Annotated in this window: 12 protein-coding genes; all 12 read left to right on the forward strand. The window is 63.5% G+C overall.

Features of this window, described 5'->3' with window-relative positions:
- Window positions 1–3 precede the first annotated feature (3 nt).
- The 12 genes from ACWIVK_RS09910 to ACWIVK_RS09965 all read left to right on the forward strand — a co-directional run bounded on the left by ACWIVK_RS09910 (window position 4) and on the right by ACWIVK_RS09965 (window position 13476).
- Window positions 4–1305 carry a (Fe-S)-binding protein gene (locus ACWIVK_RS09910; protein ID WP_448576504.1) on the forward strand — a complete coding sequence of 434 codons (1302 nt, stop codon included), beginning with the start codon at window positions 4–6 and terminating at the stop codon, window positions 1303–1305.
- Window positions 1302–2069 (forward strand): electron transfer flavoprotein subunit beta/FixA family protein, encoded by a 768-nt coding sequence (locus tag ACWIVK_RS09915; protein WP_448576505.1) that lies wholly within the window; start codon window positions 1302–1304, stop codon window positions 2067–2069. Before ACWIVK_RS09910 ends, ACWIVK_RS09915 begins: the two co-directional genes overlap by 4 nt.
- A gap of 15 nt (window positions 2070–2084) precedes the next feature.
- Window positions 2085–3050 carry an electron transfer flavoprotein subunit alpha/FixB family protein gene (locus ACWIVK_RS09920; protein ID WP_448576507.1) on the forward strand — a complete coding sequence of 322 codons (966 nt, stop codon included), beginning with the start codon at window positions 2085–2087 and terminating at the stop codon, window positions 3048–3050.
- 4 nt (window positions 3051–3054) lie between these two features.
- A complete protein-coding gene (locus ACWIVK_RS09925) occupies window positions 3055–5091 on the forward strand; it encodes a heterodisulfide reductase-related iron-sulfur binding cluster (RefSeq protein ID WP_448576508.1) in 2037 nt (678 codons plus the stop codon).
- The gene (locus ACWIVK_RS09930) at window positions 5088–5561 is read left to right on the forward strand and encodes a hypothetical protein (RefSeq protein WP_448576509.1); all 474 of its coding nucleotides are present in this window, start codon (window positions 5088–5090) and stop codon (window positions 5559–5561) included. Before ACWIVK_RS09925 ends, ACWIVK_RS09930 begins: the two co-directional genes overlap by 4 nt.
- A complete protein-coding gene (locus ACWIVK_RS09935; RefSeq protein ID WP_448576510.1) occupies window positions 5558–5857 on the forward strand; it encodes a hypothetical protein in 300 nt (99 codons plus the stop codon). The genes ACWIVK_RS09930 and ACWIVK_RS09935 overlap by 4 nt, the downstream gene beginning before the upstream one ends.
- A complete protein-coding gene (gene gcvH / locus ACWIVK_RS09940; RefSeq protein WP_448576511.1) occupies window positions 5850–6287 on the forward strand; it encodes a glycine cleavage system protein GcvH in 438 nt (145 codons plus the stop codon). The genes ACWIVK_RS09935 and gcvH overlap by 8 nt, the downstream gene beginning before the upstream one ends.
- A complete protein-coding gene (locus ACWIVK_RS09945) occupies window positions 6284–6748 on the forward strand; it encodes a glycine cleavage system protein H (RefSeq protein ID WP_448576512.1) in 465 nt (154 codons plus the stop codon). The genes gcvH and ACWIVK_RS09945 overlap by 4 nt, the downstream gene beginning before the upstream one ends.
- Window positions 6749–6763: 15 nt before the next feature.
- Window positions 6764–7837: a lipoate--protein ligase gene (locus ACWIVK_RS09950; protein WP_448576514.1), complete on the forward strand. Its 1074-nt coding sequence runs from the start codon at window positions 6764–6766 to the stop codon at window positions 7835–7837.
- A gap of 252 nt (window positions 7838–8089) precedes the next feature.
- A complete protein-coding gene (locus ACWIVK_RS09955) occupies window positions 8090–10123 on the forward strand; it encodes an Ig-like domain-containing protein (protein ID WP_448576515.1) in 2034 nt (677 codons plus the stop codon).
- A 63-nt stretch (window positions 10124–10186) separates the two neighbouring features.
- Window positions 10187–12955, forward strand: a complete 2769-nt coding sequence (locus tag ACWIVK_RS09960; protein WP_448576516.1) for a rhamnogalacturonan endolyase family protein — start codon at window positions 10187–10189, stop codon at window positions 12953–12955.
- 131 nt (window positions 12956–13086) lie between these two features.
- Window positions 13087–13476, forward strand: a complete 390-nt coding sequence (locus tag ACWIVK_RS09965; protein WP_448576517.1) for a hypothetical protein — start codon at window positions 13087–13089, stop codon at window positions 13474–13476.
- The last annotated feature ends 405 nt before the right edge of the window (window positions 13477–13881 follow it).

Consider the following 13881-nt stretch of genomic DNA (forward strand, 5'->3'; position numbering starts at 1 on the left):
ACGATGGATCCGAGTCTGGAAAAGGTGCAGGAAGTCTGGGAGCGAGAAACCGCGATCGTCGAAGGGGTCGATATTTCCGGTCCTTGGAACCGGATGTTCGGCCAACGCGTCATCTGGGACTATACCCCCGAGCTGATCGAAGAGATCGCTCGCTTGCCTGGCGGGGAATCGTTCGCCTGGTGCTACCAGTGCGGCAAGTGCGTGCCGGTCTGCCCGGTCGACGTGGTCGGTGATTATGGGCCACGCAAGCTGTACCGTCGGGCGCAGACCGGGATCGACCTCCTCGATTCGCCCGACCTCTGGCTTTGCACCACGTGTGCCAACTGTCTCCGCGTCTGCCCCAAGCAGGTCGATATGATCCAGATCATGCCCGCGGCCCGCGAGCACGCCATGCTGAGTGGACGCCCGATTCCCGCCGAACTTCAGGAGGCACTCGAGAACACTGCCAAATACGGAAACCCGCTCGGGCAACCGGCCCGCAAGCGAGAAGCCTGGGTCAAGGACGCCGGCGTACCCGTGCCGATCCTGCATCAGATCCAGCGTCCGGTCGAGTGGCTGTGGTGGGTCGAGTGCTACCCCTCCTACCATCCGCGCGGGATCGACGCCTCGATCGCGTTGGCCCGCATCTTCCACGCGCTCGGACTCGATTTCGCCATCTTGGGTCGCGAGGAGAAGTGTGCCGGCGACTCGCAGCGGCTGGCCGGTGAGCGCGGGCTGTTCGAGATGCTGGCCGAGGAGAACATCCGTACCCTCTCCAAGTACGAGTTTCAGCACATCGTCGTGACCGATCCGCATGCCCTCAACGCGTTCCGCAAGCACTATCCGAAACTCGGCGGACACTACGACGTGTGGCACTACACGACGCTCCTCGCCCGCGAGCTCTCGCGTCTGCAGCCGCTCCTGGTTCGCCCACTGCCCTACCGCGTCACTTTCCACGACCCCTGCTACCTCGGTCGTCACAACGGCGAATACGAGGCACCACGGCAACTGATCCAGGCGATTCCCGGCATCGAGTTCGTCGAGATGCTGCGTTGTCGCGAGAACTCCTACTGCTGCGGCGGTGGTGGCGGTGGCATGTGGCTGGACAGCTTCGCGGCTGGCCATCAGCGCCGGCGCCTTTCCGAGGAGCGCGTGCTCGAAGCGGTCAGCACCGGTGCCGACACCTTGGTCGTGTGCTGCCCGTACGAAGTCTCCCGCTTCGAGGATGCCGTGAAGTCGACCGGAAACGAGGGCCGCTTGCGTGTCCGCGATATCGCTGAGCTTTTGGCCGAAGCGATGGGGATGATCGGGGAGGCAACAGCATGACGATCGCGGTGATCCTGGAGCAAGTGCCGGACGTGGTCGAGGAACTCGCGATCGCCCCCTCGGGAAACGAACTCGACCGCGACACCGTAACCTACGTGTTGAACGAGTACGACGACCACGCGCTGGAAGAGGCGTTGCTGCTGGCCGACGCCAGCGGCGACGAGGTGATCGTCATCGGCATCGATACCACGGGGGAACTCGATCAAGCCCTGTACACGGCGCTCGCCAAGGGGGCCAAGCGCGCGATCAAGCTGGTCGGTGATTTCGAAGAGACCTGGCTGAGTACCCGTGCGACAGCCGAGATCCTGGCACCGATCCTGCGCGATCTGGCGCCACGCCTCGCGTTGACCGGCGTGCAGGCACCGGACGATCTGGACGGGCAACTCGCACCGACCCTCGCCGCACTGCTCGGCTGGCCACACGCCAGTGTGGTGATCGGCACCGAGTTCAGTGATGGCCGTCTGAAGGCTCGCAAGGAGCTCTGGGGCGGGATGACCCTGCTGCTCGAACTGGAACCTCCCGCCATCCTCGGTATTCAAGCGGCTCGCCAAGCGCCACGCTATGTCCCGGTCAGCCGCGTCCGGCAAGTGATGCGCGAGGCGACGATCGAAGAGATCGAAGTCGAACTCCCCGCCCAACCGAGTGTCGCGGTCGAGCGTCTGCGTCTACCCGAAGAAGCCAGCCAAGCCGAACTCCTGACCGGAAGCGCAGCGGAGATCGCCGAGCGAATGATCGAGTTGTTGCGCGCCCGCGGACTGCTGTGAGCGAGGAGGAGGACGATGGCCCAGCGAATCGTCGTGGTCGTCGAGCACCTCGACGGTGAACCGACCGATGTGACCTACGAACTGCTCGGCGTCGCTCGCCGCATCGCGGACGTGGACGGCGCGATGGTCGACGCAGTCTTGCTGGGATCAGGAGTCATGCAGCTCGCCGAGCGCCTGCCAGCCGATCGGGTGACGGTCCTCGAACACCCTTCGCTCCGCTCTCTCGCCCCGGAGGCTGCAGCGCGGGCACTCGCCGCACTGCTGGCCGATGTTCCACCGAAGCTGACTCTCGTGCCGAATACGTCGCTCGGGATGGACATCGCTGCTTGGGTGGCAACTCGTCTCGGCTGGCTGCTGGTCAGTTATTGCCGGGCACTGGAGTCACGCGATGGACAGTGGATCGCCACCGCCCAGCTTTTCGGCGGCAAGATCCTGGCGGACGTAGCGTTGGGCGACGGACCTGCGATCATCGGCGCGCTCGCCGGTGCCTTCTCACAAGATACCGCATCACCGGGCGCACCAGGAACGATCGAGCGCGTGCCGGCACCGGCTGAACTCGAGCAACTGCGTAGCCGCGTCATCGCGCTGGAACGACCGGAAGCAGCCGACGTCGACATCACACGAGCCGAAAAGATCGTGGCGGTGGGCCGCGGGATCGAAAGCAAGGACAACCTCGAGTTGGCCGAACAGCTCGCGCAGGCGCTCGGCGCCGTGCTGGCAGCATCCCGCCCGCTGGTCGATGCCGGCTGGCTGCCGCGCTCGCGACAAGTCGGCAAATCCGGCCTGAAGGTCAAGCCGAAGCTGTACGTCGCGCTCGGGATCAGCGGCGCTCCCGAGCATCTGGAAGGCATGAAGGATGCCGAGCTGATCATCGCCGTCAACAAGGATCCGAAGGCTCCGATTTTCACCGTCGCCGATTACGGAGCCGTCGCCGACCTCTTCGAGGTCACCGAGGCGCTGCTGGAGCGACTGGAGGGTTGATCCCGTGCTCAGCACACCGGAACGGATCGCGTTCCTTCTCCTGGCTCTCGTCTCGCTCCTGCTCACCGCACACGGTGTCTCGCGCCTGGTGCGGGCCATCGGCCGCGGACAGGGTCGGCCCCGCTGGTCGCTCTTCGTGCGGCGCGTCGTCCCGGTCAGTATCGACATCCTCCTGCAACGGCCGATCTTTCGAGCGCGTCCCTGGGTGAGCCTGCTGCATGCCGGGATTTTCTTTGCCTTCGTCTTCTACGGCCTGGTCAATATCCTCGATATCCTCGAGGGATTCACCGGCTTCACGACCCTGCATCGGGGCGGCATCGCCGGAGCCTACAATCTCGTCGCCGACCTCTTGAGCGTAGCAGCGCTCGTCGGCATGATCGGGCTCTTGTTCCGCCGGTTCGGCTTGCGACCCTTCCGCTTCAACGAGCGTGTCTTGCTCCTCCCGAGCGTTCGGTTCGGGATCGCGCGCGATTCGGCGATCGTGGGTGGATTCATCCTCTTGCACGTGGGCTCACGCTGGGTCGGGCAAGCCGTGCGCATCGCCGAAAGCAGGCACTCCGACTGGAGCCAACCGACGGCCAGTCTGGTCGCTCGACTCTTCACCGGGTGGGAAGTCGAAACGCTCGCCCTGGCCAGCCACGTGACGTGGTGGCTCGCCCTCGGACTGATCTTGGCTTTCCTGCCCTATTTCCCCTACTCGAAGCACATCCACTTGTTCATGGCTCCGCTCAACTTGATCTTGCGCGAGGAACGTCCACTGGGGCAGCTCGAGCCACCAGTCGCACGCGACGGCCAGCTGGGGAGCGAGCGACTGGAACAGCTGCGCTGGTTCCAAATCCTCGACGCCTACGCCTGCATCATGTGCAACCGCTGCCAGGACGTCTGCCCGGCACACGGTACCAGACGCGCACTCAGTCCTGCCGCACTGGAGATCAACAAGCGCTACTATCTGAACCGGAATTTGCGTGCGTTCGCTGGTGGGACGAGTTCACCACCCTTGCTCGAGATCGCTACCTCAAAGGAAGCAGTGTGGGCCTGCACGACGTGCGCAGCGTGTGTCCGGATCTGCCCGGTCGGCAACCGTCCGATGCTCGATCTCGTCGATATCCGGCGTGCTCTCGTCAACCAGGGAGATCCGCTCGATCCCAGCCTGCAGGCAGCATTGGAGAGTCTCGGACGCTATGGCAATTCGTTCGGGAAACCGGCACGCCAACGCGCTCGTTGGGCCAAAGAACTTCCCTTCACCATCAAGGACGCGCGCAAGGAGCCGGTCGAATACCTCTGGTTCGTCGGTGATTTCGCTTCCTTCGACCCGCGGATGCAGGAGAACACCAAGACGGTGGCGCGGCTCTTCCACACGGCCGGCCTGGACTTCGGCCTCCTGTACGAGGACGAGCGCAATGCCGGGAACGACGTCCGACGCGTCGGCGAAGAAGGGCTGTTCGAGCTGCTCGTCGAGCAGAATTTGCGCGCGTTCGAAAAAGCGCAATTCCGAGCGATCGTCACCACGGATCCGCACAGCTACAACGCGCTCAAAAACGAGTACGCCGTCTTCGGTTTTTCCGTACCGGTCTATCACTACACAGAAGTCCTCGCACAGCTCCTGGAAGACGGGCGATTGACCGTCCGGCAGCCGCTCGCGGCGGCAGTCACCTACCATGACCCGTGTTATCTTGGCCGCTACAACCGGATCACAGCAGCACCCCGCCGCATCTTGCGGGCACTCGGGGCAGAACTTCGCGAGATGCCGCGACACGGGGAAAACACGTACTGCTGTGGCGCTGGCGGCGGTCAGATCTGGATGGGGAGCGACGGCGAGGAGCGGCCGAGCGAGCAGCGGATCCGCGAAGCAGTGCAGCTCGGCGAGGATCTCCGCTACTTCGTCGTCGCCTGCCCGAAGGACATGGCTATGTACAGCGACGCAGTCAAGACGACGGGCTACGAAGGTCGGCTCGTCGTCACCGACATTGCCCGGCTCGTGGCCGATGCGGTCGGCTTGGAGGAAGCACCGGTGTTCGCCGCCACGGAGGAACGCTCGTGAGTGCGCGTTGCTCTGACCAGCTGGCCAGTGCCTTCGCACAGCGCTTCCGCGTCCTCGCGCGGGCGTTGGATCGACTCGACCGGCTGGAAGGAGAGCGAGCTTTCGCCGGTTGGCTAGATCAGCTCATCGAGCAACCGCGCGTTCTCCGGGATGCCAGCGAAGCACTCGTGCTTCAGGCACTGCGTGCAGCGAGCGACCCCATGAACTTAGCCCTGCTGCGTCACCTGTCCGTGGAGGAAGCCACCGTACTGGCAGACCTCGCCGCGGTGCTCCCGCTCGAGCGGATCGCGCTCCACGTGCGTCTCGGCGAACTCGCGCAGGCGGGACTCGTGGCACTGGAGCTGGAGCGCGAAGCAGCCAGGCTCACTGAGCTCGGGAATGCACTCCTGGACTGGCTGGACGAACTGATCCGGTGCACCCTGGATCAGATCGGCGCGTGGTTGGATCTGGTGCGGAGCGCACAGTCGTGAGCATGCGCTGTCCGTATTGCGATTTCGAGGGTGACCGGCCGACTATTCACCGACACCTGGCCGAGTCGCATGCCGACCGACTCGCCTTCAGCTGGCACGAACGTTCGGGATACGCCATCGCGACGGTGAGTTGTCCGCTGTGCGGTGCGAGTTGGGATCAACCGCTGCGCAAGGCGCGGCGCGATCCAGGCTTCCTGGACGAGTACGCGTACGAGATTCGCTTGGTGTTGTTCGACCTGCTCCTCCACCATATCCGTGGGGAGCATGAAACGGGGAGTGAGGCGAGGGATGGCTGAGGTACGCGGCTGCTCGATCCCAGAGGACCGGTATTACTGGCCGGAGAAGCATGTGTGGGCGCGCCCCGAGCCGGACGGGACGGTGACGATCGGCATTACCGACGTTGCGCAACATCTTGCCAAGACGATCATCAGCGTGACACCGCGCGGCGTGGGGCGCAAGGTCCAGCGCGGCAAGAGCGCCGGAACCCTGGAGAGCGGGAAGTGGGTCGGCCCAGTGACCTCCCCGATTTCCGGTGAGATCGTGGCAGTCAACGACGCAGCCATCGCCGATCCCAAACTCCTCAACCAGGACCCGTACGAAGCCGGGTGGTTCGCCCGCCTGCGCCCGGACGATTGGGAAAACGAGTCGAAGCTCTTGGTAACCGGTCCGGAGGCCGTCGAAGCTTACCGAAAGGTCTTGGAACAGGAAGGGATTTCCTGCTCGTGAGCCTCGCCGAAACGACTCGCGTCTATCGCGGCTGCGTCATCCCGCTCGACCTGCTCTACGATGTCGAGCACGACGTCTGGGTGCGCTGGGAGGGAGAATTGGCCACGCTCGGCATGACCGATCCGGCGCAGACGCGAGCAGGCAAACTCGTGGCCATTCGCTTCCGGAGACCTGGCACCATCGTCGAGCGTGGGCGCGCGCTGGCCACGATCGAAAGCGGGAAATGGGTCGGCCCCTTCCCAGCTCCCTTCCGCTGCGAACTCCTCGAGACGAACCAAGCAGCCTTCGAGCGCGATATCCTGATCGCCAACCGCGATCCCTACGGGGAGGGCTGGCTCGTGCGCGTCCGCCCGCTCGCCCCCGAGGAGCTCGCTCGACTCATCACCGGCGAGGAGGCGTTCACCCGCTATCGTGCGCGGATCGATGAACTGGATCTCAATTGCTTCCGCTGTGCCGAGTGACCGTTGGGGGAAACCATGCGTGTCCGCGTCGTCGATCTCGGTCTGGTCGATCCGATCCGCTCCCAAAGTGTCTACCACGCCGTCGGGTATACCTACCGATCCGACACGCTACCGACCATCCTGCTCGTCTCACCGACGTCCCCCTATGTGTCGATCGGCTTCCATCAGGATGCTGAGCGCGAGGTGGATCTCGACTACTGCCGGAGCGTGGGCCTCCCGGTCATCCGCCGCGAGGTGGGTGGAGGTGCAGTCTATCTGGATCAGCACCAGGTCTTCACGCAGTGGATCTTCCCGCGCGACCTGGTGCCGCTCCGCCTGGAAGAGCGTTTTGCCTGGTACGTCCGCCCCTTGGTCGAGACCTACCATCGTTGGGGAATCGACGCGACGTGGCGACCGATCAACGATGTCCACGTACGGGGGCGGAAGATCGGCGGAACAGGTGCCGCGAGCATCGGGGAAGCCGAGATCCTCGTCGGCAGCCTGATGCTCGATTTCGACACACGGCAAATGGCGCGCGTGCTCAAAGTCGCCTCGGAGAAGATGCGCGACAAAGTGTTCGAGAGCCTCGAGGAGTACATGACCACCATGCGTCGCGAACTCGGATCGCTCCCGGATCGCGACGCTGTCGTGCAGACCTACCTGGAATGCTGTGCGGAGGCACTGGGAGCAGAAATCGAGTTCGGCACGCTGACCCCGGAAGAAGAAGCGATGGCCACTCAACTCGACGAGCGGTTCGCTTCCGAAGAGTGGTTGTACCAAAAGGGTGGGCTCCGCGCATCGGGAATCAAGATCCATGCCGATGTGCACTTGCACGAAGCAGCTCTCAAGGTGCCTGGCGGGCTCATCCGCGTGATCGTGCGGACGCACCGAGGCCGCATCGACGATATCAGCATCAGCGGTGACTTCACGCTCCTGCCGGCACTGGGGTTGGCAGCCATCGAGCAGGCTGTCCGCGGCCTCGCCCTGCGCCGCGAGGAGCTCGTGGCCCGCGTTCGGGATGTCTATCGCGCACTCGGCTTGCAATCGCCAGGCGTCAGCCCGGACGACTTCGCCGCCGCGATCCTCCGTGCCGTGGAAAGCACGCACTGAGCACGACAGCGTCCTCGACCCAGCTGACGATCGGTCAGCGATGCGCAGGCACTTTTCCTCGTTGCGTCTGCCGACCCTCGCATTCTGTCGACTGAGCACTCGGTGAGAGCACTTTAGCCACCGGCTGAACAACCGGTGGCGATGATGTCTCCGCATACTCAGCGGAGCACAGCCAGGTGCGGCCAGTCTACCCGCGCACCTGCGCGAGGAGCTGTTGTCACGTCGCCTCACCGGCGAGAGGGATTCCCCAACATGAGCGATGACCGCGAGCAGCCGCTCTGTATCCGTATCCGTTCGACGCGACGAATCCGTCGGCTCCTGCCTCTTCTCCTCGCTTGCGCGCTCGTCACCGGTACGTTCGGCGCACGACCACAGCCTGCGGCAGCAGCGAGTTGCACGACGAGTAGCCCGTCCACCGGCACGTACCTCGTCTCGGTCTGTCTGACGCAACCGGTGAGCGGCGCGCTCGTTTCCGGCGACATCACGGTCACCGCCAGCGTGACGACCAGCGGGGCAGCACCTCGCGTGCAACGCCTGATCTACTCGCTCGATGGCACGTATCTGCTCACCGAGTTCTTCCCTCCCTATACCTTCCGTTTCCCGACCCACCAGTGGGTGGATGGCCAGCACACCTTAGCCGTATCCGCAGTGATGAGCGACGGATTCATCAGTGCACCGGCGAGCATCACGCTGTTCTTGCAAAACGGCATCAGGACTCCGCCACCGATCCCCACTGGCTTCCAACCGACGAGCGGGACGACTCCCCCCGAGGGGCAACCCTTCCGCGTCGTCGCCGTTGGGGACGGGGGTGACGACGGAACGTACTCGGTGCAAGTGGCCCAACTGATCGGCACGCAAGCGCCCAATCTCTTCCTGTATCTCGGCGATCTCTATGAGAAGGGGAGCTACACCGAGTTCGTCAATTACTACGGCCTGAACGGACAACTTTTCTCGGCCTACCGCTCGATCACCAACCCGATCATCGGCAATCACGAGTACGAGGGTGGAGTCGCCGAAGGCTATGTCCGCTACTGGCAGTCACCGCCGGATTTCTACAGCTTCGACGCCGGAGGATGGCATTTCATCGCCCTCAACTCCACCAGCCAGTTCGGTCAATACGGGCCGGGGACACCGCAGTACGAATGGCTGCTCCGCGACCTGCAAGCGCACCGCGATGCCTGTACCATCGCCTTCTTCCATCATCCGCGCTTCAGTCTCGGCCCACAGGGAGACACTCCTGCTCTCCAGCCGATTTGGGAACTCCTCTTTCAGTTCGGTGTCGAACTCGTGCTCGTCGCCCACGACCATAACTATCAGCGCTGGGTGCCGCTCGACCATAACGGCCAACCCCACCCCAACGGGATCACTCAATTGGTGATCGGTACCGGCGGGCACGGTATCCGTGCGTTCGCCCGGAGCGACTCGCGGGTCGCTGCGGGATTCGATCAGCCACCCTCTGCGTACGGTGTCTTGACCGCTTCGCTCACCTCCGACTGGGCTGATCTTGCCTTCGTCGATCTGGCTGGGCAGGTGCGCGACAGTACCACCGTGACATGCCACGGTCCCAACGACACCATGGCGCCGAGGGCACCGACCGGCCTTCGCGCGACCCTGGTCTCCAGTGAGCAGGTGGTGCTCTCCTGGGAGCCTGCAACGGATGACTTTGCCGTCACGTCGTACGAGATCCTGCGGGATGGTGTGGTGATCGCGACCGTTCCGGGTACCACACGCTCGTTCACTGACAGCACTCTCCATCCTGACCAGACATACTCCTACCAGGTGGTGGCGGTCGATGCAGTCGGAAATCGTTCTGGAGCCAGCGACCGAGTGAGCATCACGACGAACTCGATAATCGAGCTCTTCTCTGACGACTTTGAGAGCGGGACACTCGATCGCTGGAGCGCGGTGAGGGGTCTCACGATCACGACGTTACAACCGCATAGCGGGCAGTATGCCGCGCGTGCTCTCTCGACAGATGGGACTGTCGCCTATGCCAGAACTCTGTTGCCGTCCGCCAAAACGGATGTCACGGTCGAGACGTGGTTCCTGCTGGCAGCACGAGGTACCAACCAGCGAATCAAGCTGGTCCGTCTGCTGAGCCCGACTGGTAGAGGTCTCGGCTTCGTTCAGATCGCTGCCAATGGCCGTCTTACCTTTCGGAACGAGGTAACCGGCACGACCATCACCACTACCGCTTCCGTCAGCCTGGACGCCTGGCATCAGCTGCGCCTTCGCCTCGTCACCGGCTCCAACGGTCGAGTCGAACTTTGGTACGACGGCAACTAGCTCATCGATGCAGCACAGAATTTCGGCTCCAGCAGTGTCGGCCAGATTCAGATCGGCGAACACATGGCCGGAAGCACGTTCGACGTTCGGTTCGATGACGTACTCGTCACGCCTCCGGCTACTCCGCCACCGGACACGACGCCCCCCGACACGACCTTGACGAGCACACCACCGGTATCGACAGCGGAAACAACGGCAACGTTCTCCTTCACTGCCAGCGAGCCAGCAACGTTCCAGTGCAGCTTGGACGGTGCCGATTGGCAAACCTGCTCGAGCCCCGTCACGTTCAGCGACCTCGCGACTGGTCCGCACACCTTCAGCGTTTTTGCGATCGATTCAGCCGGCAACGCTGATCCGACGCCGGCCAGCTTCGCCTGGGAGATCACTGCACCGATCGCGCCGGAGACAACTCTCTTGACCACGCCACCGGCACTCACCAATCAGACCACCGCGACGTTCACCTTCAGCTCGAGCGATGCTGCGGCCAGCTTCGAGTGTCAACTCGATGCCGCCCCTGCCGTTCTCTGCGCGAGCCCGTGGACGATCAGCGACCTCACCGAGGGACCGCATACCTTCTCCGTGCGCGCGATCGACGGTGAGGGTCATCCCGATCCCACTCCGGCGAGTTGGTCGTGGACCATCGACACGACCGCGCCACCTGCGCCAGGCACCGTCACGGCGAGCGCGCTGAGCGGCACACGGGTGAGCCTCTCCTGGACGAGCGTGACCGACGCGAGCGGGATCGCCGGCTACGATGTCTACCGCGATGGTACCCTGCTTGTGCAGTTGGGACCCGTGACGAGCGTCACCGACTCGACCGTCCAGCCAGCGACGACCTACCAGTACACCATCCGCGCCCGCGACCACGCTGGGAACGTCTCGAGCGATTCGGTGCCAGCGACGGTCACGACGCCCAGCCTGCGCCTGTTCGAGGACGACTTCGAGAGCGGTTCGCTCATTCGCTGGTCCAGCGTCAGCGGCCTCACGATCACGACCGACACACCCTACTCGGGCACGTACGCTGCCCAAGCCCTTTCCACCAGTGGCACACCCGCCTACGCGTTGGGGAATCTCGCTCGACCCGTCAGCGAGTTCTCCTACCGCGTTCGCCTCCAGCTCGTCAGCCGAGGGAACAATCCTGTCTATCTGGTCAAGTGGCGAAGCGGCACGAACTCGCTCGGCGGCGTCTACCTGACCAGTACTGGTCGCCTCGGTATTCGCAACGACATCGCTGGACAAGCGGTGTCGACCACCACGACCGTGAGTAGCGGCGCCTGGCATACGCTCGAAACGCACGTGCGCACAGGACCCGATGGTTTCGTCGAAGTTTGGTACGACGGGACACGCATTCACCAGAGCTTCCAGAACTTCGGAGCCAACCAGGTAACAGCTATCCAAATCGGAGAGAATAGCACCGGTCGCACCTTCGATATCCGTTTCGATGAGGTAGTCGCTGACACGGTGGCGATCGACGCACCGATCGATACGACTCCCCCGGAGACGACGATCACCAGCGGACCTCCGAGCACGACCACCGAGACATCTGCGAGCTTCGCTTTCACAGCGGACGAGCTCGTCACCTTCCGCGGCAGTCTGGACGGTGCCGATTGGCAAACTTGCACGAGCCCGGTCACTTACACAGGACTTGCGGTCGGCACGCACACCTTCAGCGTCACCGCGACCGATCTCGCGGGCAACACCGATCCCACACCGGCGACCTTCCAGTGGGAAATCACCGTCACGTCCTTTGCCCCCGAAACCGTGCTCACCGAAACACCGCCGCTCCTCACCAACAGCACCCAGGCGTCCTTCGCTTTCCATTCCGATGATCCGAGCGCCACCTTCCAATGCCAGTTGGACGGAGCAGATGCCGCTCCGTGCACGAGTCCGCTCACGCTCACCAACCTCAGTGAAGGTGCACACACCTTCACCGTGAGCGCAGTCAATGCATCCGGCAACGTCGATCCCACACCGGCGAACTGGGCTTGGACGATCGACGTGACGCCTCCCCCAACTCCGACCAGCGTCAGCGCGACGCCCGGTGACAAACAAGTCACGATCACGTGGCAAAGCGTGAGCGACGAGAACGGAATCGCCGGCTACGAGATCTACCGCGACGGAACGCTACTCGCCTCGGTCAGTGAGATCACGAATTATGTCGATAGCGCCGTGCAACCGAACACGACCTACTCGTATACCGTGGCTGCACGCGACCGGGCCGGGAATGTCTCAGCCCAGAGCGATCCTGTTTCGGTCACGACCGGTCGCTTCGTGCTCTTCGCTGACGATTTCGAGTCCGGCACCCTGAACGCCTGGACCACCGTGAGCGGACTCACGCTCACGACGACCGATCCGTATGCGGGGACATATGCTGCTCGAGCCCTTTCCACCAGCGGCACACCCGCCTACGCCATCACCGCGCTTCCGGCCTCCGTGAGCGACCTCCACGTTCGCGTGCGCTTCTTCGTCGCTACGCAAGGTGCCAACACTGTCTATCTCCTGAAACTCCGCACCTCGACAGGAACGTCGCTCGGCGGCGTCTTCATCTCGAGTACCGGTAAGCTCGGCTTCCGGAACGACATTGCCGGGCAGAGCACGACGACGACCGTCACGGTCTCACCGGGTACCTGGCACACCCTGCTCCTGCACGTCGTCGTGAGTACCAGCGGGACAGTCGAACTCTGGTACGATCGAGCACAGATCGCCTTCATCAGTGGCAATCTCGGAACGGACCCGATCGGACGCTTCCAACTGGGAGAGAACGGTACGGGTCGTACCTTCGATGTCCGCTTCGACGACATCATGCTCGACATCGAGCCGATCGCAGGCTGAGGGCTGACCACGGCCCGGCTGAGAACTCGTCTCCAGTGTTCGACCATCGCGCTGGTCGCCTGACCGCCTGCACCACCGGCCATGTAGCCACGATCATGCCGCACGCGAGCGACGCGATCAGGGTCACCTCTGTGACGCCAACTCGACCAATCATCTTGTGGCCAGTAAAAGATGCAGCGACGTGCCGATCGAAGCAGGACGACGAGATCGCCGCATTCCTGGCGCAGCAATCAGGGACTATCGCCTTGCTCGGCGACACCGTCTCCGAGCGCGGGACACCGGAGGAGTTCGACCGCTGCTGCGATCCGCTTTGCGGTCTGCTGAAGGATCGCCTGCGCCTGGTGGTCGGCAATCATGAATACGGCTCGCGCGATGCTGGGCCGTCCTTCGAGTCTTTCGGTGTGCGGGCAGGCCTTCCCGGCCAGGGATGGTACCCCTACGACCTAGGGAACGACACGTCATCGGTTTTGGACTCGTCTTGCAAGGCCGTCGCTGCGTACGACGAGAAGTCGCCACAATAACAGTGGCTGGAAACGGACTTCTCCAGCCAGCCAGCACGATACACGCTCGCGTATTGGCATATCCGCGCTGGAGTTCGGTCGAGCACCGAAGCTTCGAGTCGATGCAGTCGATCCGGATCCTGTTGGCTCGGCCCAGCGTCGACGTCCTCAGCGGGCACGACCATGACGACGAGCGTTTTCAACCGCTCGACACCGGTTGCACCGCTTCCCCGTTACCTGGGCTTTGGATAGCAGACTACCGTTTTTCTCGGGACGGCGTACCCCACTCGTACACCACTGACGCCACTGACCGCACCCGACCACGGCCGAGGCTGCCGCTCGCTGCGTCGTCGTTTTGCCTGTCCTGGTGCGGTGCCGGAGGTGGGACTCGAACCCACACGGGGTCGCCCCCAGCGGTTTTTGAGA

It is taken from the genome of Thermomicrobium sp. (genome assembly GCF_053493975.1).

Coding starts and splice junctions, on each gene's coding strand:
- ACWIVK_RS09910 (WP_448576504.1), top strand. CDS start 4: ATGGATCCGAGTCTGGAAAAGGTGCAGGAAGTCTGGGAGCGAGAAACC.
- ACWIVK_RS09915 (WP_448576505.1), top strand. CDS start 1,302: ATGACGATCGCGGTGATCCTGGAGCAAGTGCCGGACGTGGTCGAGGAA.
- ACWIVK_RS09920 (WP_448576507.1), top strand. CDS start 2,085: ATGGCCCAGCGAATCGTCGTGGTCGTCGAGCACCTCGACGGTGAACCG.
- gcvH (WP_448576511.1), top strand. CDS start 5,850: ATGGCTGAGGTACGCGGCTGCTCGATCCCAGAGGACCGGTATTACTGG.
- ACWIVK_RS09950 (WP_448576514.1), top strand. CDS start 6,764: ATGCGTGTCCGCGTCGTCGATCTCGGTCTGGTCGATCCGATCCGCTCC.
- ACWIVK_RS09955 (WP_448576515.1), top strand. CDS start 8,090: ATGAGCGATGACCGCGAGCAGCCGCTCTGTATCCGTATCCGTTCGACG.
- ACWIVK_RS09960 (WP_448576516.1), top strand. CDS start 10,187: ATGGCCGGAAGCACGTTCGACGTTCGGTTCGATGACGTACTCGTCACG.